Genomic DNA, 21,233 nt, shown 5'->3' on the forward strand with positions numbered 1-21,233 from the left:
AAAATGGCATTTAAAATACATTTTAAAGTTTAAAAAAAATGCATAACCAAGACCAACGCGTTCTTAACTTGCCCGCCGGTTATTTCGGTATGGTTCTGGGTACCATAGGTATGGGGTTCGCCTGGCGTTATGCCGGTACTATCTGGCCGGTGACGCGCTTGCCGGGCGAGATCCTGGTGGCGCTGGCGGTGGCGATCTGGTTCCTGCTGAGCGTGGCGTTTCTTACCCGTGCGGTACGGTTTCCACATAGCGTGCTGGCCGAGATGCGGCATCCGGTAATGAGCAGTTTTGTCAGCCTGTTTCCTGCCACAACGCTACTGGTGGCCATTGGCTTTGTGCCGTGGTGCCGACCAGTGTCGCTGGTGCTGTTTAGCGTAGGCGTGGTGATCCAGCTTGCGTATGCCGCCTGGCAAAGCGCCGGGCTGTGGCGCGGTAAGCATCCGGAAGAGGCCACGACGCCGGGACTGTATCTGCCGACGGTGGCGAACAATTTTATCAGCGCCATGGCCTGCGGTGCGCTGGGTTTCCACGATGCGGGGCTGGTGTTCCTTGGTGCCGGGGTCTTTTCCTGGCTGAGCCTCGAGCCGGTCATTCTGCAACGCCTGCGCAGCGTGGGCGAACTGCCCGCGGCGCTTCGTACTTCGCTCGGGATCCAGCTTGCGCCTGCCCTGGTGGCCTGTAGCGCCTGGTTTAGCGTCAACGGCGGCGAAGCGGACACCTTCGCCAAAATGCTTTTCGGCTATGGTCTGTTGCAACTCCTGTTTATGCTGCGTCTGATGCCGTGGTATCTGTCGCAGCCGTTCAACGTGTCGTTCTGGAGCTTCTCGTTCGGGGTGTCGGCGCTGGCGACCACCGGTTTACATCTGGGGCAGAGCAGTCCGTCAGGGTTCTTTCATGCCCTCGCGGTTCCCCTGTTTATTTTCACCAACATCATCATCGCGATGCTGCTGGTCCGTACTTTTATCTTGCTGATGCAGGGCAAACTTCTGGTGCGCGCTGATAAGGCACTGCTAATGCAATCTGAGGAAAAATAATGACTGTCGATGAAAACTACTTTACTGAGAAATATGGGCTGACCCGCACGCACTCAGAGGTCCTGCTCAGCGCGGACATTGTTAAGCCGGGAAAAACGCTCGATCTCGGTTGCGGAAATGGCCGTAACAGCCTCTACCTCGCTGCCAACGGCTATGACGTGACGGCGTGGGATAAAAACCCGATGAGCATCGATAACATCGAGCGCATTAAGGCGGCGGAAGGGATCGCGAATCTGCAAACGGCGATAAAGGATCTGAACAACCTGACCTTTGACGGCGAATACGACTTTATTCTTTCCACCGTCGTGTTGATGTTTCTCGAAGCAAAAACCATCCCTGGTCTTATCGCCAATATGCAGCGTTGCACTAAACCAGGCGGCTATAACCTGATCGTTGCCGCCATGGATACGGAGGATTATCCGTGTACCGTCGGTTTCCCGTTTGCCTTCAAGACCGGTGAACTGAGCCACTACTACGAAGGCTGGGAGCTGATCAAGTACAACGAAGAGGTGGGGGAACTCCACCGTACCGATGCCAACGGGAACCGAATCAAGCTGCGCTTCGCCACCATGCTCGCACGCAAGCCCGCTTAACGCGCGGCCAGCAGACAGAGTTGCAGGGCCGTGCGACAGGAGGCCTCGAACGACGACAGCGGTAAAAACTCAAACTTCGAGTGGAAGTTATGGGCGCCGGTGAAGAAGTTCGGGGTGAGCAAGCCTTTGGCTGACAGGGCCGCCCCGTCCGTGCCACCGCGCATGGGGATCGGTTTTGGGGTGATACCGAGCGATTCCATCGCCTCGAACATCAGGTCGATCGCGCGGCGGTCTTCGCCAATCGCATTGCTAATATTGCTGTAGGTATCTTCAATGCGATACTCCACGTTTGCCGTGGGATGCTGCGCAGCAATCCGCGCTGCCACATCGGCAATTTGCTGCTTGCGGGCGGCAAAACCCTCTTTGTCAAAATCACGAATGTTGGCTTTCAGCACCGCTTCGTTTTGCCCGGCCTGGATGCCGTTAAACCAGATATAACCTTCGCGCCCCTCGGTGCATTCCGGGGTTTGCTGGCGATCGAAATGGCTGATGAAATCCGTTGCCATCAGCAGCGGGTTGACCAGCACCCCTTTGGCGGACATCGGGTGCGCCGTGACGCCGGTAAAGCGAATTTCAGCCGCCGCCGCGTTAAAGTTCTCGTAAACAATTTCCCCCAGCTCGCAGCAGTCGATGGTCCAGGCAAAATCGACGTCGAAGCGCTTCAAATCCAGCGCTTTCGCGCCACAGAGACCAATCTCTTCATCGGGCACAAACGCCACCACAATATCGCCATGCTTATGTTCAGCGGTGAGGTTTTCCAGCACCGTCATGACCACGGTGACGGCCGCTTTATTATCTGCGCCTAATACGCTGGTTCCGTCGCTGAAAATAATCTCCTCATCAGGATAAGCCAGAATTTCCGGGTGCTCATTTACGCGCAACCAAATATCTTTTTCTTTATTCAGGCAGAGATCATCTCCCGTAAAGGTTAATATTTGTGGATGAATATCCGGGGATAAACCGACGTCAACGGTATCGATATGGGTAATAAAACCAATCCGCGGCGCGCCGGGAATATTGCCTTTTTTTACGGCGGTAACGGTGGCGAACTCATCAATCACAATATCGTCTAACCCCAGCGTTTCCAGCTCCTTCGCCAGCTCCCGCGCCATGTCGTGCTGGCCCGGGGTGGAGGGCAGGGTTTTGACTTTCGGGTCGCTCTGGCTGGTGATGGCGAGATAGCGGAAAAAGCGTTGGGTTAATTGTCTGGAGAGTTCTGAGCCCATAGTGTTTCCTTCTGTATTTATTTTTCATGTGTTTGCGCCATCACTTTAATGTTATTTATGAAATGGCAAAAGAAGTAATTAGCCGTCGAATTAAAAAGACAGGAATAAATGATGAAAAGCACATTCACAATGATAACGCTGGCGCTTGCTGCGCTGACGGTCAGTTCCACCGTCGCGGCAAAAACGCTGGTGTATTGCTCCGAAGGATCGCCGGAAAATTTCAATCCTCAGCTCTATACGTCGGGGACCAGCGTGGACGCCAGCGCCGTACCGGTTTATAACCGTCTGGTCGATTTCAAACCGGGCACTACCGAACTGGTGCCGAGCCTGGCGGAAAGCTGGGAGGTGAGCGAGGATGGTAAGGTCTACACCTTCCACCTGCGCAAAGGGGTGAAATTCCACAGTAATAAACTGTTCACGCCGACGCGCGACTTCAACGCGGATGACGTGATTTTCTCGTTTATGCGCCAGAAGGATGTGAATCATCCCTACCATAACGTCTCCAACGGCAGTTATTCCAACTTCGAAAGTCTGGAGTTCGGCAACCTGATTACCGCCATTGATAAGGTTGACGATCGCACCGTGCGCTTCACCCTGGCGCACCCGGAAGCGCCGTTTGTTGCCGATCTGGCGTGGTATTTTGCCTCCATCCTGTCGGCGGAGTATGCCGATGCCATGCTGAAAGCGGGCACGCCTGAAAAGGTCGATATGCAGCCGATTGGCACCGGGCCGTTTAAGCTGGCGCAATATCAGAAGGATTCCCGCATCCTTTTTACCGCCTTCCCGGACTACTGGCAGGGAAAATCGAAGCTGGATCGTCTGGTGTTCACCATCACGCCGGACGCCTCGGTGCGTTTTGCCAAAGTCGAGAAGAATGAGTGCCAGGTGATGCCGTTCCCAAACCCGGCGGATCTGCCGCGTATGAAGGCTAACAAAGACATCAACCTGATGAGCAAGGACGGTCTGAATACCGGTTTCCTGGCATTTAACACGCAAAAGCCGCCGCTGGATAACGTAAAAGTGCGCCAGGCGCTGGCGATGGCGATTAACAAACCGGCCATCATTGAGGCGGTCTTCCACGGCACCGGCACGGCGGCGAAAAACCTGCTGCCGCCTGGCGTCTGGAGTGCCGACAGCGAGCTGAAAGACTACGATTACGATCCAGAAAAAGCGAAAACGCTGTTAAAGGAGGCGGGATTTGCCAACGGCGTAAGCATCGATCTGTGGGCTATGCCCGTGCAGCGGCCGTATAACCCGAACGCGAAGCGTATGGCTGAAATGATCCAGGCGGACTGGGCGAAAGTAGGCGTGCAGACCAAAATCGTGACCTACGAATGGGGCGAATACCTGAAGCGCGTGAAGGGCGGGGAGCATCAGGCTGCGCTGATGGGCTGGACAACGGCGACGGGCGATCCAGATAACTTCTTCGGACCACTGTTTACCTGTACGTCCGCCAACGGCGGGTCGAACTCGGCCAAATGGTGCTATAAGCCGTTTGATAACCTGATTGCCGAAGCAAAATCGATAACCGATCGCGAAAAACGCGTGGCGCTGTACAAGCAGGCGCAGCAGATGATGCACGATCAAATGCCGGCGGTTATGATTGCCCACTCGACCATTTTTGAGCCAGTCAGAAAAGAGGTCACGGGCTATGAAATCGATCCCTTCGGCAAACATCTGTTCTGGCAGGTAGATATAAAACAGTAATATTTTTCTGCCCGGATCCCGTCCGGGCACTATTTTTACAATTTGTGCCTTCCCCGTCATTTTTTGCCACAACATTTCCCTCTGTTTTTTGTTATAACTTCAAGTGCATACTTGCAGATAACTCGGAACTCCATCATGCGTACTTCCACTTTTTTTAAAGTTGCAGTGCTTTCTGGCCTGTTGGCCCTTTCTGGCTGTGCGTCAAAAGTCGCAGCCCCCGATCAATATTCAGGCTTTTTAAAAGATTACTCTGACTTGCAGGAGATGACATCAGCAACCGGGAAACCAACCTTGCGTTGGGTCGATCCTTCCTATGATCCGGCGAACTACGACAGTATTATCTGGACCCCGATAACCTATTATCCGACACCAAAGCCAACCACACAGCTTGGGCAAAAAACGCTTGATGAATTGTTGAGTTACACCAATAACACATTAAAAAACGCGATTGGCCAGCGTAAGCCAATTGTGACGACGCCGGGCAAACATAGCCTGATCTTCCGCGGCGCCATCACGGGTGTGAGCTCAGAGAAAGAAGGTTTGCAGTTCTATGAAGTGGTGCCCGTCGCGCTGCTGGTTGCGGGTACGCAGATGGCAACTGGCCATCGCACCATGGATACGCATCTTTTCTTTGAAGGTGAGCTGATTGATGCCGCCACGAACAAACCGGTAGTTAAAGTTGTTCGTAAAGGTGAAGGTAAAGAGCTTGCCAACGAGAACACGCCGTTGGGATTCGCCACACTGAAACAGGTTGTGGATGATATGGCGACCGATGCCACCATGTTTGATGTCCATCAGACAGCAAAATAATAAAAACGGCCTGCATTTACGCAGGCCGTTATTTTATGCCGTCAGCAGGCGGCGGAACCAGGTTTCCGGTTTCGTAAACATCACCATATTTCCCCCCAATATCAACAGCAGGCCGACGATCCCGTTGATATGCCACACGTAACCCTCGTACACCGTTGAAATCGACAGCGCCACCAGCGGGAACAGCAGGGTGCTGTACGCGGCCTTACCGGGACCAATGCGGCCTACCAGCGTAAAGTAGGCGCCGAAGGCAATCACCGAGCCAAACAGCGCAAGATAGAGCAGCGCCCCCATATAGCTCACCGTCCATTCCGGCATAAAGCTATCGCCCCTGAAGAGAGCGATAAGGCCCATCACGACGGTGCCATACAGCATTGCCCAGGCGTTGGTGGTCATGGTTTCCAGCCCGTTTCGCTGATGACGCATGCTGATCATATTCCCCAGCGAGAAGCCGTAGGTGCCGAGGGCGGAAAGCCCGATGCCCGTCAGCAATGACGCGCTCCAGCCGCTGGCGAGCAGATCGTTCCAGAACAGGGTAATGATCCCGATAAGCCCCAGCGCTGCCGCCGTCCAGAAGCGCGCGGGTGGACGCTGGCCGAAGAAGATAAAGCTGTTGATGGCGTTATACAGTACGGCCATCGAGAAAATCACCGACTCAAGGCCGGTATTGATATGGGCGGCGGCGGTATAAAAGCACCAGAAGTTGAAACAGAAAACGCAGCAACCCTGAAGCATGCAATAGAGATGATCCCGCAGCGCCAGCCTTCGCAGGCGACGAAGGGCGACCAGGACGATCATCATCGTGGCGCTGGCCACGGCGAAGCGCCAGAAAATGGAGACCGGCGCTGCAACCGGCCCCTGTTGTAAAAAAATGGCGATCCAGGTCGTGCCCCAGATAACAACAACCAGCCCATAGAGTAATGCGTTCATGGTGTCTCTCTTCTCATACCGCGCAAAACAACAGTGTGGCGAAAGAAGGGGGCCCCGGCTTTCATCGCCTTGCGCCGGACTTGCAAATTCTTGCGCTTTTTTCTCGCACAATGGCTGGTAACAGGCTGCAACACTTCTTAGACTGACAGTCTGATTAATCACCTGTTTACGGCCATGTCTCTCGTTTACGACACCTTTGAAACGTTACGCCAAAAAAATGCAGTGCTGCGGGAAACCGTCGCGCTCAATACTGGCATTCAACTGGCGGCGTGGTACAACAAGCACGATACGATCACCGTGAAAAGCAACCATCACACCCTTAGCCTGTACGTGGCGGATGGCTATGAAAGCTATCAAAAAACGCCGGGTGGCTGGAAAAATGGCGGCGGGCCGGACCGTTTTTGTCTGATGCCGGAAGAGAGCGAATCCACATGGGATATTCGTGATGACCTGTCGTTCGTGCACCTCTACTGCACCGATGAACACCTGCGGGACGTGGGGGAGAAAATCTGGGATAAACGACCGCTATCGCTGACGCTGGAGGAAAAAATCTTCGGCAGCGATCCGAAAATCACCGCCCTTTATCGCCAGTTTTTGCTCGGCTGCGACTGGCAGCAAAACGCCAATCAGCTCACCCTGAGCACTGCGTCGACCTTATTGCTGACGCATTTGGTCCAGCACTATTCCAGCGTCCAGTGGAAGTTACCGGTGGTGACCGGCGGGTTATCACCGTTTGTGCTGCGCAACGTGCTGGCCTTTATCGAGGAAAATCTGGCGCAACCCTTAACGCTGGCGGAACTGGCGGGCCAGGCCGCACTCAGTGAGTATCACTTTGCGCGGATGTTCCGCCAGTCGATGGGGCTGGCGCCGCATCAGTACGTCATGCAGCGCCGCATGGAGAAGGCCAAAGCGCTGATTCAGCACACGACCACGCCGCTCACCGACATCGCGCTGGCCTGCGGATTTAACTCCGCCAGCCATTTCAGTAACCGTTTTCGTAGCATGACCGGCATCACGCCGTCACAGCTACGCGCGGCGAAGGCGTGAGAAGACAGCGTAACAGATCCCACCCAGCACCAGCCCCCAGAAAGCGGAGCCAATTCCCAGGAGCGTGACGCCGCTGGCGGTCATCAGGAAGGTGACGATCGCCGCGTCGCGCTCTGCTTCATGATTCAGTGCCTGATACAAACTCCCGCTGATAGTGCCGAGCAGGGCCAGCCCGGCCAGCGTCTGGATGCCGCTCAGCGGCAGGGCGGCCATCAGCCCCGAAATCGACCCGCCGAACACCCCCGCCAGCAGATAAAACCCACCTGCGGCCGCCGCTGCCAGCCAGCGTTTACTGGCATCCGGGTGGGCGTCCGGGCTCTGGCAGATGGCGGCGGTGATGGCGGCGATGCAGATGGAATAGACGCCGAAGGGGGACAACAGCAGCGCCAGCCCGCCGGTGGCAACGATCAGCGGTGAGACCGCCAGCGGATAGCCCGATGCCTGCATGGTGGCGAAGCCGGGCGCATTCTGCGACGCCATGGTCACCAGGAAGAAGGGTAAGCCGACGCTGATCAGGCTGGTGAAGGTGAACGCAGGGGCAATGAATTCCGGCATGATCACCGATAACGTCATTTTATTCGTGACAACGTCACCTCCAGCCCAGGCCACGAACACCCCCACCAGCAGCGTGGCGACAATGGCATACCGGGGCGCCACGGCTTTAGCCACCAGCCAGGCGGCCAGCATACTGCCGCAAAGAAGCACGTGTCCCTCAAGATTGCTGAATGCCTTCAGGCCAAACTGTAACAGCACGCCTGCCAGCATAGCGGCGGCAAGCGAGTGCGGGATCAGTTTCATCAACCGGGCAAACAGGCCAGTGACGCCGCACAGCAGAATCAGCGCATTCGCAAATATAAATACCCCTATGGTTTCCGCCAGCGTCACGCCTTGCAGGCTGGTGGCGAGCAGCGCCGCGCCAGGAGTCGACCAGGCGGTCAGCACCGGGGCTTTATACCACCACGACAATGCAAGCGTGCTGATCCCCATCCCGAGCCCCAGCGCGGTCATCCATCCGGCGATTTGCTGTGTACTGGCGCCCGCCGCCGCAGCCGCCTGCCAGATAATGGCGGCAGAGCTGGCGTAGCCCACCAGAACGGCAACAAAACCAGCCAGCACGGCAGGAAAGAGAGAGGCAGTCGATCGCATGTGAACTCCGTTGTGCGTTATAGCGTCCGGGATAAGGTATCACTGTGCGCTATAGCGTACAAGTGGTATGCTTTGCTGCAACGGGAGGAACCATGGATATCACTCAACATCTGGCAACCACACTGAAAGCGCTGCGTCAGGCGCGGGGCTGGAGCCTGTCGAAACTGGCGGAAGAGACGGGCGTGTCGAAAGCGATGCTTGGGCAAATCGAACGCAATGAGTCCAGCCCGACGGTCTCAACCTTGTGGAAAATTGCCACCGGGCTGAACGTACCTTTTTCGGCGTTTATCACTCCAGAGAGCGAACCGCAGGCGGTGTTCGATCCGCAGCAGCAGGCGATGGTGGTGAAACCGCTTTTCCCCTGGGATGAACAGCTTAAGTTCGACCATTTCTCCATCACCCTGTCGCCCGGCGCGCTGAGTGAGTCCACGCCGCACGAAGCCGGGGTGATTGAACACGTGGTGGTGATAAGCGGTGAGCTGGATATGCATATCGACGGTGTCTGGCGTACTCTATACGCTGATTCAGGCGTGCGTTTTGCCGGAGATAAACCGCACGCGTACCGCAACAGCAGCACCCGGACGGTGCATTTTCACTCTCTGATCCATTATCCCCGCTAAAGCGTCGCAAAACGGTTTCACTGGCACAGACTTCTGACTACAATAGCCGCCATTTTGACCATAACGGATAACGACGAAGTATGCGCCTGCACCCCCATCATCTTGAACTGCTAAGCCCGGCCCGCGACGCCGCCATTGCCCGTGAAGCCATTCTTCACGGTGCGGATGCCGTCTACATTGGCGGCCCAGGCTTTGGTGCCCGTCATAACGCCAGCAATAGCCTGCGCGACATTGCCGAACTGGTACCGTTCGCCCACCGTTTCGGGGCGAAGGTGTTCGTGACCCTGAACACCATTCTTCATGATGATGAGCTGGAGCCCGCGCAGCGTCTTATTACCGATCTCTACCAGACCGGCGTTGACGCTCTGATCGTTCAGGATATGGGTGTTCTGGAACTGGATATCCCGCCAATTGAGCTGCACGCCAGCACCCAGTGCGATATCCGCACCGTTGAGAAGGCGAAGTTTCTTTCAGACGTCGGGTTTACGCAGATTGTTCTGGCGCGTGAGCTGAACCTGAACCAGATCCGCGATATCCACCAGGCCACCGACGCGACCATTGAATTCTTTATCCACGGTGCGCTTTGCGTGGCCTATTCCGGGCAGTGTAATATCTCTCACGCCCAGACGGGGCGCAGCGCTAACCGCGGCGACTGCTCTCAGGCCTGCCGTCTGCCATATACCCTGAAAGACGATCAGGGCCGCGTGGTGGCATTCGAAAAACACCTGCTGTCGATGAAAGATAACGATCAGACGGCAAACCTCGGCGCGCTGATCGATGCCGGCGTACGCTCCTTCAAAATTGAAGGCCGCTACAAGGATATGAGCTACGTGAAAAATATCACCGCCCATTATCGTCAGATGCTGGATGCCATCATCGACGATCGCGGTGACCTGGCGCGCGCGTCCGCCGGTCGTACAGAGCATTTCTTTATTCCATCGACGGACAAAACGTTCCACCGCGGCAGTACGGATTATTTCGTTAATGCGCGCAAAGGGGACATTGGCGCGTTCGATTCACCGAAGTTTATTGGTCTGCCGGTGGGTGAAGTGCTGAAAGTGGCGAAGGATCATCTTGACGTTCAGGTTACAGAACCGCTGGCGAACGGCGATGGTCTCAACGTGATGATCAAACGTGAAGTGGTTGGTTTTCGCGCCAATACGGTGGAGAAAACCGGCGAAAATCGTTATCGCGTCTGGCCGAACGAAATGCCTGCCGACCTTTACAAAGCCCGCCCGAATGCGGCGCTGAACCGTAACCTGGATCACAACTGGCAGCAGGCCTTGCTCAAGACCTCCAGCGAGCGTCGCATTGCGGTGGATATCGCGCTGGGTGGCTGGGAAGAGCAGCTGATCCTGACCATGACCTGCGAAGACGGCATCAGCGTGACGCATACGCTCGACGGCCTGTTCGAGGTGGCGAACAATGCGGAGAAAGCGCTTAGCAACCTCAAGGATGGCGTAGCGAAGCTCGGGCAGACCATTTATTATGCGCGCAATATTGAGGTGAATCTGCCGGATGCGCTGTTCGTGCCGAACAGCCTGCTGAACCAGTTCCGCCGTGAAACGGCTGAGATGCTGGATGAAGCACGCCTGGCAAACTATCCGCGCGGCAGTCGTAAGGCCGAAGCGGTGCCTGCGCCGGTCTACCCGGACACGCATCTCTCTTTCCTTGCGAACGTTTACAACCACAAAGCGCGTGCGTTTTACCATCGTCACGGCGTGCAACTGATTGACGCCGCGTATGAAGCGCATGAAGAGAAGGGCGATGTGCCGGTGATGATCACCAAACACTGCCTGCGGTTTGCCTTTAACCTTTGTCCGAAACAGGCGAAAGGCAATATTAAAAGCTGGAAAGCGACGCCGATGCAGCTGGTGAATGGCGATGAAGTACTGACGCTGAAGTTTGACTGCCGTCCGTGTGAAATGCACGTTATCGGCAAGATGAAGAATCACATCTTCAAAATGCCGTCTCCGGGCAGCATTGTGGCCTCCGTCAGCCCTGACGATTTGATGAAGACCCTGCCGAAGCGTAAAGGCAGCTAACCCGCAGAGTGGGTATCCGGTTTGCGCGATTTCTGCCAGGCATGGTGCTCGCGCAACCCCTCCGCAGACTCCTCTGCCGCGCTGCGTAACTCGTCGCTGTCAGCTTCATGACGAAGCTGATGGTCGGCGTTTTTCACGTACAGAAATTCATGCCCTTTGTGTTCCGCCATAATCTGACCCGAGAACAGGGCGCTAATCAGCAGCAGTAGCGAAAAGCCTTTTCTGAACATCTTTTACCCCCGAAAATACGCTACGGTCATCGTAGGGATAATTTCATAGAGTAATTATTCGACTCTTTAAATTTGAGAAAATAGACTGTCAAAAATTGTGGTCGCCATAAAACTCACTTAAGACTATTCTTAAAAGCAATATCGCCGTTGTAAACTCCCATTTCTGGTATGCAAAGAGAAGCTAGATTTATTGGGAAATCATTTACAATAAGATTTTTCTGGCTAAGGATTGGATCGAATAAATGAAAAAAATAATCGTGCTATCACTTCTGGGCGTAGTGGTTGCGGTGGGTGCTGCGGCCAGCATCTATTCAAATGAAGAACCAGAATATATTCAGTCAGCAAAAAGCCGTGTCGGATCGTATTTAACCAGCGATTACGGACGTGTCGAATGTAATAGCACCCAGGTAAGTGAAGATCGCTGGGAGCTGGGCTGTACCAATAAGGCGAGGGGCAAAACCTTCCAGTTCGCTGTTTACCCATCCGAGCAGGCGCCGTATGGGGTCTCTCGTGCGTTTTATCTCGAAGCGATTAATGATGATGCCCGCCAGAGTGCAGAGCAGGGGCTGATGCGTTATCTGCAAATTAATACCAAAGCGGGTTAATCGATTCGTTTATGCTTCGTTGAGGCTCACAGTGGTAGATTGCAGGTGATCCACATCCCGGTATGGAATACCGGAGCGTAGATACCAAAATACAAATCTATCCATGCAAGCATTTACCGCCAGATTATGGCGGTTTTTTTTTGCCCGTTTATCGTACCGGCTGTAAAAATTGTTTGCGATATTGCGCGGGTGAAAGCGCAAATTGCTGCCGGAAATGGTGGCGCAGCGTGGCGCTTTGTCCAAATCCGGTTTGTTCCGCAATATTGTCGATGCTGAGCCGACTGTTTTCGAGATAATCTTTTGCCCGCTGCAATCGCGCAGTCAATAACCAGCGCGCGGGCGTTGTTCCGGTCGCGTCCTGGAAACGGCGCAGAAAGGTGCGCTGACTCATACCCACCCGCAGGGCCAGCGATTCGACGGTATGGGAAACAGCCAGATGCTGGTGAAGATAATCAAACAACTGGCCGAGGCGCTGGCTCTCCCGCAACTGAGCCACCGGTCGGCTAAGCTGCTGGGTTTGCGAGCCGTCCCGATGGGGCGGGATCACCAGCCGACGCGCCACGCGGTTTGCCACTTCCATACCATAATTCCGGCGCACCACGTGCAGGCACAGATCAATCCCCGCGGCGCTTCCGGCGGAAGTGAGAATGTCGCCTTCGTCCTGGTAGAGCACATCTTCGACCACGGTAATGGCGGGATAGCGTGTTTTCAGCGCTTGCGTGTAGCGCCAGTGGGTGGTTGCCTTCCGCCCGTCAAGCAGGCCTGAGGCTGCCAGAACGAAAACGCCAGAACAGATCGAGAGTAGCTGGCAGCCGCGGGCATGCGCCGCGCGGAGCGCCTGGCAGAGCGCTTCCGGTACGGGTTCGTCCAGCCCTCGCCAGCCGGGAACGACAACCAGATCCGCCGTCTCCAGCAGACCCAGATCGCCATCGGCCAGAATACGGATCCCGCCCGTTGCCCGGAGTTCGCCATCATCCACGCTCGCCACGGCAAACTGATACCAGTCATCGCCCATCTCCGGGCGCGGCAAGCCAAAGATTTCTACCGCCACGCCAAACTCAAAGGTACATAAACCGTCATATGCCAGCACGATCGCGCGCGGCGAGGGATGTCTTAAGTTTGTCATCTTTTTGCTGTTTTCTGGCATAGGCGGACGCATTCATGGGCTGAATTAAGGGATAGAGTAGTGTTAACACAAACACCACAAATGAGGAAGATTCATGAGCTATGTTACTGAATTTCCGGCTGCTGAGCCGCAGGAAGCTGTGGGACATTTTCTGCGTCGTCTGAGTGTCGAGACGGACTGCGCCGATGTCCATCATGCGGTATCCAGCGGTGAGCAGGACTTTGTTCTGCTGCACGTTGTCGGAAAGCCTGAACATTTTGCCCGGCGGCATCTGCCCGGCGCGCTGCATTTACCCTGGAGCCAGATCACCGCAGAGCGGATGAAAGCGTGGCCGGAGGGCACGCTGTTTGTCGTCTATTGTGCAGGCCCGCACTGCAACGGGGCGGACAGGGCGGCCCTAAAGCTGGCGCGTCTGGGTCTGCCGGTTAAGATTATGCTCGGGGGCATGACCGGCTGGGAAGATGAGCGGTTCGCGTTTGCAGGATCTTCATCACCCGCTCTGTGAACATGAATTTATTTCAACACAGATGAAATTTTCTCGTTTGTCGGCGGCGAGCCGGTATGACATCTTTTCAGGACGTTTAGACATCCAGAAGTCTAAAGATTCAAGAGATGAATTATCACTGTGGGCAATTAACGCCGACAGACAGAGGAGATTTCCATGCAGCGACACCATGCCCCGTACCGCGCCGATGTAGTCGGCAGTTATTTACGCCCGAATGCCATTAAACAGGCCCGTCTGCAATTTGCCAGCGGTGAAATCGATGCCGGGCAGCTTCGCGCGGTTGAGGACGAGGCCATTCGTCATGTTGTCGAGCAGCAGTGCGCCTGCGGTCTGCATGTGGTAACGGACGGTGAATTCCGCCGCGCCTGGTGGCACTTTGACTTCTTTGACGGGCTACAGGGCGTGGAGCGTTATGATTCCCAGCAGGGCATTCAGTTCAACGGGGTGCAGACCAAAGCCCACGGCGTGCGCGTAACGGGCAAACTGGGCTTCGGCGATCATCCTATGCTGGAAGATTTCCGCTACCTCAAAAGCATTAGCGGTAATGCACAGCCGAAGATGACCATTCCGAGCCCGAGCGTGCTGCACTTCCGCGGTGGCCGCAAGGATATTGATGCTACGGTCTACCCGGATCTGAAGGATTACTTTGACGATCTGGCGACCACCTGGCGCGATGCCATTCGGGCCTTTTACGATGCAGGCTGCCGCTATCTGCAGCTGGATGACACCGTCTGGGCCTATCTTTGTTCGGAGGACCAGCGCCGCCAGATCCGCGAGCGCGGTGACGATGCAGACGAACTTGCCCGGACCTATGCCCGGGTGCTGAATAAGGCGCTGGAGGGCAAACCGGACGATCTGACCGTCGGGCTGCACGTCTGCCGCGGCAACTTCCGCTCAACCTGGATTTCCGAGGGCGGCTATGAGCCGGTGGCGGAGGTGCTGTTCGGCACGGTGAACGTCGACGCGTTCTTCCTGGAGTACGACAACGACCGTAGCGGGGACTTCGCGCCACTGCGTTTTGTGCGCCCGGGTAAACAGCAGGTGGTTCTGGGGCTGATCACCACCAAACACGGTGAACTGGAGAACCCGGAAGGGGTGAAAGCGCGTCTGGAAGAGGCTGCGCGCTACGTGGCGAAAGAGCAGATTTGCCTCAGCCCGCAGTGCGGATTTGCTTCTACGGAAGAGGGTAACAGCCTGAGCGAAGCCCAGCAGTGGGATAAAGTTCGCCTGGTGACGCAAATCGCCAGCGACGTCTGGTAACGCCGTTTACAGCGCTGCATTATTACAGTGCAGCGCTGTACCATTCTGAGTCGTTTCCCGTCACTCCTCTCTACGATCCCTTTAAAATCCTGTCTCTGCAACCTGGCACTGTTTTTGCTCTCCTGAAACTGGCGTTACTTTTTTCTGCGTCCGGCGGTAACGGACGTCTTCGCACAGCTTTCTTTTCAGGAGTGAAAATATGCACCGTCGTACCTTTATTAAAGCGTTCACCTTGTCCGCCTCCGTCATCGCCATGGGAATGAGCTTTGGCGTCCAGGCCGCAGAGACCATTAAAGTCGGGATTATGCACTCTCTCTCCGGCACGATGGCCATTTCAGAAACGCCCCTGAAAGATGTCGCCCTGATGACCATCGATGAAATCAACGCTAAAGGCGGCGTGCTCGGGAAAAAGCTGGAGCCGGTGGTGGTTGACCCGGCATCCAACTGGCCGCTGTTTGCCGAAAAGGCCCGCCAGCTTCTGAGCCAGGATAAGGTCGCCGTGGTGTTTGGCTGCTGGACCTCCGTATCGCGTAAATCGGTTCTGCCGGTTTTTGAGGAGCTGAACGGTTTGCTGTTCTATCCGGTGCAGTATGAAGGTGAAGAGATGTCACCTAACGTCTTCTATACCGGCGCGGCGCCTAACCAGCAGGCGATCCCGGCGGTGGAGTACCTGATGAGCGAGGACGGCGGCAGCGCGAAGCGATTCTTCCTGCTGGGTACGGACTACGTTTACCCGCGCACTACTAACAAGATCCTGCGCGCCTTCCTGCACTCGAAAGGCGTTGAAGATAAAGATATTGAAGAGGTCTACACCCCATTTGGTCATAGCGATTACCAGACCATTGTCGCCAGTATCAAAAAGTTCTCCACGGGCGGCAAAGCGGCGGTGGTCTCCACTATCAACGGTGATTCCAACGTGCCTTTCTATAAAGAACTGGCGAACCAGGGGCTGAAAGCCACGGACGTGCCGGTGGTGGCGTTCTCGGTGGGCGAGGAAGAACTTCGCGGCATTGATACCAAACCGCTGGTGGGTAACCTGGCGGCGTGGAACTACTTTGAATCCGTCGACAACCCGACCAACCAGACCTTTGTCGCGGCTTACAAAGCCTACGCGAAAGCCCATAAGCTGCCGAATGCCGATACCGTGGTCACCAACGATCCGATGGAAGCGACTTACGTTGGCCTGCATATGTGGGCGCAGGCGGTTGAAAAAGCGGGAACAACCGACGTGGACAAAGTGCGCGCGGCAATGGCGGGCCAGTCGTTCAACGCGCCGTCCGGCTTTACGCTGACCATGGACGCCACCAACCACCACCTGCATAAGCCCGTCATGATTGGTGAAATTGAAGGCAACGGCCAGTTCAACGTCGTCTGGCAAACCGAACAGCCGGTACGCGCTCAGCCGTGGAGCCCGTTTATCGCCGGGAATGACAAAAAGCCTGACCAGCCGATGAAAACCGCCAGCAACTAAGCCACCACCAGGGAGAGACGTCATGAACGCCATACGCATGATGATTGCGATTGTGTGGCTTACCGGACTGCTGCCAGGGATGGCGCAGGCATCGGATGCCGATGATTTCGTTGCCGCTAGCCGCAGCCAGCAAACCGCCATGCTGACCCGCTGGGCAGCCACGCCGGAACCTGCACGTTTGCCGCTGCTTAAGGCGTTGCAACAGGAGAACCTTTATACCGACAGCCAGAAGAAGGCATTTACCCGCATCGACGGCGAAATGGTTGCCCTGGGCGCGGCAAAAAGCGCTGAAGGCACGACCAAAGCCGTGCGGCTGACCAACCGACTGCGCGTGTTAACCGTCACGGCGCTGGCGACGCATCAGCTTGTCAGTGACAGTGTCACAGAAAGGCGTCATGCCGCGCGGCAACTTCAGCGTGACGCCCAGTCGGATATGCTCGGCTTTCTGCAACAGCGGGCCAGTAGCGAAACGGACGACGTCACCCGACAGTCGCTGATGCTGGCGCTGGCAAACCTCCAGTTGACGAGCCCACAGGCTGAAGTACGGCTCAAGGCTGTTGAGCTGTTGGGACAGTCTGACGATCCGGACGTGCAGGCCACGCTGACGCCGTTCACCCAAACGCAAACCGAGCCGGACGCACGGGTACGTGCCGCCGCCGCTGAGAGCCTGGAGCGTATTCAGCACCGGCTGATGTGGGGCGAACTGCTGGGGCAGGCCTTCATGGGCCTGTCGTTGGGGTCGGTACTCTTGCTGGCCGCGCTCGGGCTGGCTATCACCTATGGTCTGCTGGGGGTGATTAACATGGCCCACGGCGAGATGCTGATGCTCGGGGCGTATGCCACCTGGATGGTGCAGCAGGCAATGGCGCAGTGGATGCCTCAGTGGCTGGCGCTTTATCCGGTGGTGGCGCTGCCGGTGGCGTTTTGCCTGACCGCAGGCATCGGGATGGTGCTGGAGCGCACGGTGATCCGCCATCTTTATGGCCGCCCGCTGGAAACCCTGCTCGCCACCTGGGGGATCAGCCTGATGCTTATCCAGCTGGTCCGCATGACCTTTGGCGCTCAGAACCTTGAGGTCGCTAACCCGGCATGGCTGTCCGGCGGGGTGCAGGTTTTCGCCAACCTGACGCTGCCCTGGAACCGTATTGTGGTGCTCGGCTTTGTACTGCTGGTGCTGTTCTTCACCTGGCTCATTCTGAACAAAACGCGTCTGGGTCTCAACGTGCGGGCGGTGACGCAAAACCGCAGCATGGCGGCCTGCTGCGGCGTTCCCACCGGACGGGTAGATATGCTGGCATTTGGCCTCGGGTCCGGCATTGCCGGGTTGGGCGGCGTGGCGTTGTCCCAGCTGGGGAACGTGGGGCCGGAGCTGGGCCAGGGATACATCATCGATTCGTTCCTGGTGGTGGTGCTCGGCGGCGTCGGCCAGCTGGCCGGTAGCGTCGCGGCGGCCTTTGGTCTGGGGATCTTCAATAAAATTCTTGAACCGCAGATGGGCGCCGTGCTGGGCAAGATCCTGATTCTGGTGGCGATCATTCTGTTTATCCAGAAACGTCCGCAGGGGTTATTCGCACTTAAAGGGAGGGTGACAGACTGATGAGCCAGCCATTGACCTTAACACTGGCGCGCAGGGCACCGCGCACCGCGCAAATCTTTGGCAGTCTGCTGGTTGCGGCGCTGCTGGTGCTGCCTTTTCTCGCGCTGTTACCCGCAACGCATCCGCTGGCCGTTTCGACGTGGATGTTGACGCTCATCGGCAAGATCCTCTGCTACGCGGTTGTCGCCGTGGCACTCGATCTGGTCTGGGGCTATGCCGGTATGCTCTCGCTGGGGCACGGCATATTCTTCGCCCTGGGCGGCTATGCGATGGGCATGTACCTGATGCGCCAGGCGGCCGGGGACGGGCTGCCCGCGTTTATGTCGTTTCTCTCGTGGAGCGAACTGCCCTGGTTCTGGTGGGGAACGCAGCATTTCGCCTGGGCTCTGGTGTTAATCGTGACGATCCCCGGCCTGCTGGCGCTGGTCTTCGGCTGGTTTGCTTTCCGCTCGAAGATAAAAGGGGTCTATTTTTCCATCATGACCCAGGCGCTGACCTATGCGGGCATGCTGCTGTTCTTTCGCAACGAAACCGGTTTTGGCGGCAATAACGGCTTTACCGGCTTTACCACGCTGCTCGGGTTTTCCGTTACGGCGACTACCACGCGGATCGCGCTGTTTCTCGCAACGGTCATGCTGCTGCTTCTGGCCCTGGGCACAGGCTACGCCCTGGCGAAGAGTAAATTTGGCCGCATTTTAACGGCGGTGCGCGATGCGGAAAACCGTCTGACGTTCTGCGGCTACGATCCGCGCGGCTTCAAGCTGCTGGTCTGGACGCTTTCCGCCGTACTGTGTGGTCTGGCGGGCGCGCTGTACGTTCCGCAGGTGGGTATTATCAACCCGGGTGAAATGTCGCCGACCAACTCGATTGAAGCGGCTATCTGGGTGGCGCTGGGCGGGCGCGGCACCCTGGTAGGCCCGGTGATTGGTGCGGCGCTGGTCAATGGTGCGAAGAGCTTTTTCACCGTGGCGATGCCGGAGTACTGGCAACTGTTTCTTGGGCTGATTTTCATCGTCGTGACGCTCTTTTTACCGCGCGGCGTGTTCGGTCTGTTTCGTAAGGGAGATAATTAATGCAGCCCTCTGAAGGACTCTTTACCCGCCAGCTACCGGGCGATCGTTACCGTGAGCAGACCGATCCGGTGTTGCAGCTTGAGGCCATTAACGTCAGTTTCGATGGTTTTCAGGCGTTGACCGATCTCTCACTTAATATCGGCATTGGAGAATTGCGCTGCATCATTGGCCCTAACGGCGCCGGTAAAACTACGCTGATGGACGTGATCACCGGCAAAACCCGGCCAAAAAGCGGGAAGGCTATTTACGATCAGTCCATCGATCTGACAGCCCTTGAACCGGCGGCCATTGCCCGTCAGGGCATTGGCCGTAAGTTCCAGAAGCCGACCGTGTTTGAAGCGCTGACCGTAGGGGAAAACCTCGAAATCGCCATGAAAGCCGACAGGTCCGTCTGGGCGAGCCTGCGGGCAACACTCAGCGGCGAGCAGCGCGACCGCATTGACGAGATGTTGGTTTTGCTGCGGCTTGGCAGCGAGCGCGATCGCCGCGCCGGGCTGCTTTCCCACGGGCAGAAGCAGTTTCTGGAGATCGGCATGCTGCTGGTGCAGGATCCGCATCTGTTGCTGCTGGACGAACCCGCCGCCGGTATGACCGACGCAGAGACGGAATACACAGCCGAGCTGTTCCGAACTCTGGCAGGCAAGCATTCGCTGATGGTGGTTGAGCACGATATGGGCTTCGTCGAGACCATCGCCGACCACGTCACGGTGCTGCATCAGGGGCGCGTACTGGCCGAAGGCTCGCTTCGCGAGGTACAGGCCAATGAGCAGGTGATTGACGTCTATCTGGGACGCTAAGGAGAGGGGATGTTACAGGTTAACGAGCTGAATCAGTACTACGGCGGAAGTCATATTCTGCGCGGGGTGAGCTTTGAGGCGGTGGTCGGGGAAGTTACCTGCCTGCTGGGGCGCAACGGGGTGGGGAAAACCACACTGCTGAGGTGCCTGATGGGGCTGATCCCGGTGAAAGCCGGGGAGGTGGTCTGGCAGGGAAAGACCATCACTCACAGTAAACCGCACCAGCGGGTGCAGTCCGGCGTGGCGTATGTTCCGCAGGGGCGGGAGATTTTTCCGCGTCTGACCGTAGAAGAAAACCTGCTGATGGGACTGTCGCGCTTCTCCGCGGGAAACGCAAGGAGCGTGCCGGAGGAGATTTGGCAGCTTTTCCCGGTGCTGAAGGAGATGAAACACCGTCGCGGAGGCGATCTTTCCGGTGGTCAGCAGCAGCAGCTGGCGATTGGTCGCGCGCTGGCGAGCCGTCCACGGTTACTGATCCTGGATGAACCCACGGAAGGTATACAGCCGTCGGTGATTAAAGAGATTGGGCAGGTGATCCGCAGCCTGGCGAACCGGGGGGATATGGCGATCCTGCTGGTGGAGCAGTTTTATGATTTTGCGGCGGAGCTGGCCGACAGCTATCTGGTGATGTCGCGCGGCAGCATCGTCCAGCAGGGGCGCGGTGAGAACATGGAGCAGGAGGGGGTTCGCGGACTGGTTGCGATCTGAAATGTTATACTATAACATCCTCATTCTTATAACACGGAATGAGGGTTTTGCTGTGGCTGCACAACTTGGAAAAATTGCGCTGACTCTTGGAACGCTGCTGGTAAGCGGCTCGCTTTTTGCCCATTCGCACGGTCATCAGATGACGGAGGCGGAACAGAAGGCGGCAAACGGCGTCTTTGAGGATAAAGACGTCAGGGACAGGACGCTGTCTGACTGGGACGGGACCTGGCAGTCCGTTTACCCGTTCCTGCTTGATGGTTCGCTGGATCCGGTTTTCGAAAAGAAAGCGCAGAAGGGGGAAAAATCCGCTGCCGAGGTGAAAGCCTACTACCGTAAGGGCTACGCGACGGACGTGGACGCCATCGGCATTGAAAACAACGTGATGGAATTCCACAGAGGCAAAACGGTGAGCAGCTGCCGCTACGACTACAGCGGCTATAAAATTCTGACCTATGCGTCGGGGAAAAAAGGCGTGCGCTACCTGTTTGAATGTAAGGATAAGGCAAGCCAGGCGCCTAAGTTTGTGCAGTTCAGCGATCATACCATCGGGCCGAAAGCCTCTTCACACTTCCATATCTTTATGGGCAACACCTCCCACGAGGCGCTGCTGAAAGAGATGGATAACTGGCCGACCTACTACCCGAACGAGATGTACAAAGAGCAGGTGGTGGAGGAGATGTTGCACCACTAGGCTGTTGGTTTT

21 protein-coding genes are annotated in these 21,233 nt (G+C 56.5%); 16 read left to right on the top strand and 5 right to left on the bottom strand.

Features of this window, described 5'->3' with window-relative positions:
• Positions 1-38: 38 nt before the first annotated feature.
• Complete coding sequence (gene tehA / locus IM282_RS07370) at positions 39-1,034, top strand: dicarboxylate transporter/tellurite-resistance protein TehA (RefSeq protein WP_192970282.1); 996 nt, start codon at positions 39-41, stop codon at positions 1,032-1,034.
• The gene (gene tehB, locus IM282_RS07375) at positions 1,034-1,627 is read left to right on the top strand and encodes a tellurite resistance methyltransferase TehB (protein WP_023300079.1); all 594 of its coding nucleotides are present in this window, start codon (positions 1,034-1,036) and stop codon (positions 1,625-1,627) included. Before tehA ends, tehB begins: the two co-directional genes overlap by 1 nt.
• Here tehB and pepT read toward each other — a convergent pair.
• Positions 1,624-2,853, bottom strand: a complete 1,230-nt coding sequence (gene pepT, locus IM282_RS07380; RefSeq protein ID WP_023306176.1) for a peptidase T — start codon at positions 2,851-2,853, stop codon at positions 1,624-1,626. The two genes, tehB and pepT, sit on opposite strands and share 4 nt — an antisense overlap.
• A 111-nt stretch (positions 2,854-2,964) precedes the next feature.
• On the opposite strand from pepT, the gene IM282_RS07385 reads away from it, so the two are divergent.
• Together IM282_RS07385 and IM282_RS07390 are read left to right on the top strand one after the other, a co-directional pair.
• Positions 2,965-4,560, top strand: coding sequence for an ABC transporter substrate-binding protein (locus IM282_RS07385; protein WP_038416040.1), 1,596 nt, complete (start codon positions 2,965-2,967; stop codon positions 4,558-4,560).
• Between the two features lie 135 nt (positions 4,561-4,695).
• The gene (locus IM282_RS07390; protein ID WP_022648086.1) at positions 4,696-5,370 is read left to right on the top strand and encodes a DUF3313 domain-containing protein; all 675 of its coding nucleotides are present in this window, start codon (positions 4,696-4,698) and stop codon (positions 5,368-5,370) included.
• A 33-nt stretch (positions 5,371-5,403) separates the two neighbouring features.
• On the opposite strand, the gene IM282_RS07395 is transcribed toward IM282_RS07390, so the two are convergent.
• Positions 5,404-6,300, bottom strand: coding sequence for a DMT family transporter (locus IM282_RS07395; RefSeq protein WP_045308102.1), 897 nt, complete (start codon positions 6,298-6,300; stop codon positions 5,404-5,406).
• 174 nt (positions 6,301-6,474) lie between these two features.
• Here IM282_RS07395 and IM282_RS07400 point away from each other — a divergent pair, with 174 nt between their 5' ends.
• On the top strand, positions 6,475-7,347 hold the full coding sequence (locus tag IM282_RS07400; RefSeq protein WP_022648088.1) for a helix-turn-helix domain-containing protein: 873 nt from the start codon (positions 6,475-6,477) through the stop codon (positions 7,345-7,347).
• Here IM282_RS07400 and IM282_RS07405 read toward each other — a convergent pair.
• Complete coding sequence (locus tag IM282_RS07405; RefSeq protein WP_370553636.1) at positions 7,327-8,514, bottom strand: benzoate/H(+) symporter BenE family transporter; 1,188 nt, start codon at positions 8,512-8,514, stop codon at positions 7,327-7,329. The two genes, IM282_RS07400 and IM282_RS07405, sit on opposite strands and share 21 nt — an antisense overlap.
• A gap of 71 nt (positions 8,515-8,585) precedes the next feature.
• Between IM282_RS07405 and IM282_RS07410 the strand changes: the two genes are divergently transcribed.
• Both IM282_RS07410 and IM282_RS07415 read left to right on the top strand, forming a co-directional pair.
• Positions 8,586-9,113, top strand: coding sequence for a helix-turn-helix domain-containing protein (locus tag IM282_RS07410; RefSeq protein WP_032624275.1), 528 nt, complete (start codon positions 8,586-8,588; stop codon positions 9,111-9,113).
• A gap of 80 nt (positions 9,114-9,193) precedes the next feature.
• On the top strand, positions 9,194-11,158 hold the full coding sequence (locus IM282_RS07415) for a U32 family peptidase (protein ID WP_058646654.1): 1,965 nt from the start codon (positions 9,194-9,196) through the stop codon (positions 11,156-11,158).
• On the opposite strand, the gene IM282_RS07420 is transcribed toward IM282_RS07415, so the two are convergent.
• Positions 11,155-11,388 carry a DUF2554 family protein gene (locus IM282_RS07420; RefSeq protein ID WP_022648092.1) on the bottom strand — a complete coding sequence of 78 codons (234 nt, stop codon included), beginning with the start codon at positions 11,386-11,388 and terminating at the stop codon, positions 11,155-11,157. The two genes, IM282_RS07415 and IM282_RS07420, sit on opposite strands and share 4 nt — an antisense overlap.
• 242 nt (positions 11,389-11,630) lie before the next feature.
• On the opposite strand from IM282_RS07420, the gene IM282_RS07425 reads away from it, so the two are divergent.
• A complete protein-coding gene (locus tag IM282_RS07425) occupies positions 11,631-11,993 on the top strand; it encodes a hypothetical protein (RefSeq protein WP_015570547.1) in 363 nt (120 codons plus the stop codon).
• A gap of 148 nt (positions 11,994-12,141) precedes the next feature.
• Here IM282_RS07425 and ftrA read toward each other — a convergent pair whose 3' ends face one another.
• Positions 12,142-13,140, bottom strand: coding sequence for a transcriptional regulator FtrA (gene ftrA / locus IM282_RS07430; RefSeq protein ID WP_058646652.1), 999 nt, complete (start codon positions 13,138-13,140; stop codon positions 12,142-12,144).
• Positions 13,141-13,213: 73 nt separating this feature from the next.
• Between ftrA and IM282_RS07435 the strand changes: the two genes are divergently transcribed.
• From IM282_RS07435 to zinT, 8 genes are all read left to right on the top strand, one after another.
• Complete coding sequence (locus IM282_RS07435; protein ID WP_023300088.1) at positions 13,214-13,624, top strand: rhodanese-like domain-containing protein; 411 nt, start codon at positions 13,214-13,216, stop codon at positions 13,622-13,624.
• A gap of 156 nt (positions 13,625-13,780) precedes the next feature.
• Positions 13,781-14,884 carry a cobalamin-independent methionine synthase II family protein gene (locus IM282_RS07440; protein ID WP_192970283.1) on the top strand — a complete coding sequence of 368 codons (1,104 nt, stop codon included), beginning with the start codon at positions 13,781-13,783 and terminating at the stop codon, positions 14,882-14,884.
• Positions 14,885-15,083: 199 nt separating this feature from the next.
• Entirely contained in the window at positions 15,084-16,355 is a 1,272-nt protein-coding gene (gene urtA, locus IM282_RS07445; protein WP_022648096.1) for an urea ABC transporter substrate-binding protein, read from the top strand.
• Positions 16,356-16,377: 22 nt separating this feature from the next.
• On the top strand, positions 16,378-17,952 hold the full coding sequence (gene urtB / locus IM282_RS07450; RefSeq protein ID WP_192970284.1) for an urea ABC transporter permease subunit UrtB: 1,575 nt from the start codon (positions 16,378-16,380) through the stop codon (positions 17,950-17,952).
• Positions 17,952-19,025, top strand: coding sequence for an urea ABC transporter permease subunit UrtC (gene urtC, locus IM282_RS07455; RefSeq protein WP_192970285.1), 1,074 nt, complete (start codon positions 17,952-17,954; stop codon positions 19,023-19,025). The genes urtB and urtC overlap by 1 nt, the downstream gene beginning before the upstream one ends.
• Entirely contained in the window at positions 19,025-19,822 is a 798-nt protein-coding gene (gene urtD / locus IM282_RS07460) for an urea ABC transporter ATP-binding protein UrtD (protein WP_023300093.1), read from the top strand. Before urtC ends, urtD begins: the two co-directional genes overlap by 1 nt.
• A 9-nt stretch (positions 19,823-19,831) precedes the next feature.
• Positions 19,832-20,530 carry an urea ABC transporter ATP-binding subunit UrtE gene (gene urtE, locus IM282_RS07465; RefSeq protein ID WP_023300094.1) on the top strand — a complete coding sequence of 233 codons (699 nt, stop codon included), beginning with the start codon at positions 19,832-19,834 and terminating at the stop codon, positions 20,528-20,530.
• A gap of 52 nt (positions 20,531-20,582) precedes the next feature.
• Entirely contained in the window at positions 20,583-21,221 is a 639-nt protein-coding gene (gene zinT / locus IM282_RS07470) for a metal-binding protein ZinT (RefSeq protein WP_023306187.1), read from the top strand.
• Positions 21,222-21,233 lie beyond the last annotated feature (12 nt).

This window comes from Enterobacter cloacae complex sp. P29RS (assembly GCF_014893445.1).
GTDB classification, from domain to species: domain Bacteria; phylum Pseudomonadota; class Gammaproteobacteria; order Enterobacterales; family Enterobacteriaceae; genus Enterobacter; species Enterobacter intestinihominis.

Bases quoted from the DNA above. Each gene is read 5' to 3' on its own strand.
- tehA (WP_192970282.1), top strand. From the start codon at position 39: ATGCATAACCAAGACCAACGCGTTCTTAACTTGCCCGCCGGTTATTTC.
- tehB (WP_023300079.1), top strand. From the start codon at position 1,034: ATGACTGTCGATGAAAACTACTTTACTGAGAAATATGGGCTGACCCGC.
- pepT (WP_023306176.1), bottom strand. From the start codon at position 2,853: ATGGGCTCAGAACTCTCCAGACAATTAACCCAACGCTTTTTCCGCTAT.
- IM282_RS07385 (WP_038416040.1), top strand. From the start codon at position 2,965: ATGAAAAGCACATTCACAATGATAACGCTGGCGCTTGCTGCGCTGACG.
- IM282_RS07390 (WP_022648086.1), top strand. From the start codon at position 4,696: ATGCGTACTTCCACTTTTTTTAAAGTTGCAGTGCTTTCTGGCCTGTTG.
- IM282_RS07395 (WP_045308102.1), bottom strand. From the start codon at position 6,300: ATGAACGCATTACTCTATGGGCTGGTTGTTGTTATCTGGGGCACGACC.
- IM282_RS07400 (WP_022648088.1), top strand. From the start codon at position 6,475: ATGTCTCTCGTTTACGACACCTTTGAAACGTTACGCCAAAAAAATGCA.
- IM282_RS07410 (WP_032624275.1), top strand. From the start codon at position 8,586: ATGGATATCACTCAACATCTGGCAACCACACTGAAAGCGCTGCGTCAG.
- IM282_RS07415 (WP_058646654.1), top strand. From the start codon at position 9,194: ATGCGCCTGCACCCCCATCATCTTGAACTGCTAAGCCCGGCCCGCGAC.
- IM282_RS07420 (WP_022648092.1), bottom strand. From the start codon at position 11,388: ATGTTCAGAAAAGGCTTTTCGCTACTGCTGCTGATTAGCGCCCTGTTC.
- IM282_RS07425 (WP_015570547.1), top strand. From the start codon at position 11,631: ATGAAAAAAATAATCGTGCTATCACTTCTGGGCGTAGTGGTTGCGGTG.
- ftrA (WP_058646652.1), bottom strand. From the start codon at position 13,140: ATGCCAGAAAACAGCAAAAAGATGACAAACTTAAGACATCCCTCGCCG.
- IM282_RS07435 (WP_023300088.1), top strand. From the start codon at position 13,214: ATGAGCTATGTTACTGAATTTCCGGCTGCTGAGCCGCAGGAAGCTGTG.
- IM282_RS07440 (WP_192970283.1), top strand. From the start codon at position 13,781: ATGCAGCGACACCATGCCCCGTACCGCGCCGATGTAGTCGGCAGTTAT.
- urtA (WP_022648096.1), top strand. From the start codon at position 15,084: ATGCACCGTCGTACCTTTATTAAAGCGTTCACCTTGTCCGCCTCCGTC.
- urtB (WP_192970284.1), top strand. From the start codon at position 16,378: ATGAACGCCATACGCATGATGATTGCGATTGTGTGGCTTACCGGACTG.
- urtC (WP_192970285.1), top strand. From the start codon at position 17,952: ATGAGCCAGCCATTGACCTTAACACTGGCGCGCAGGGCACCGCGCACC.
- urtD (WP_023300093.1), top strand. From the start codon at position 19,025: ATGCAGCCCTCTGAAGGACTCTTTACCCGCCAGCTACCGGGCGATCGT.
- urtE (WP_023300094.1), top strand. From the start codon at position 19,832: ATGTTACAGGTTAACGAGCTGAATCAGTACTACGGCGGAAGTCATATT.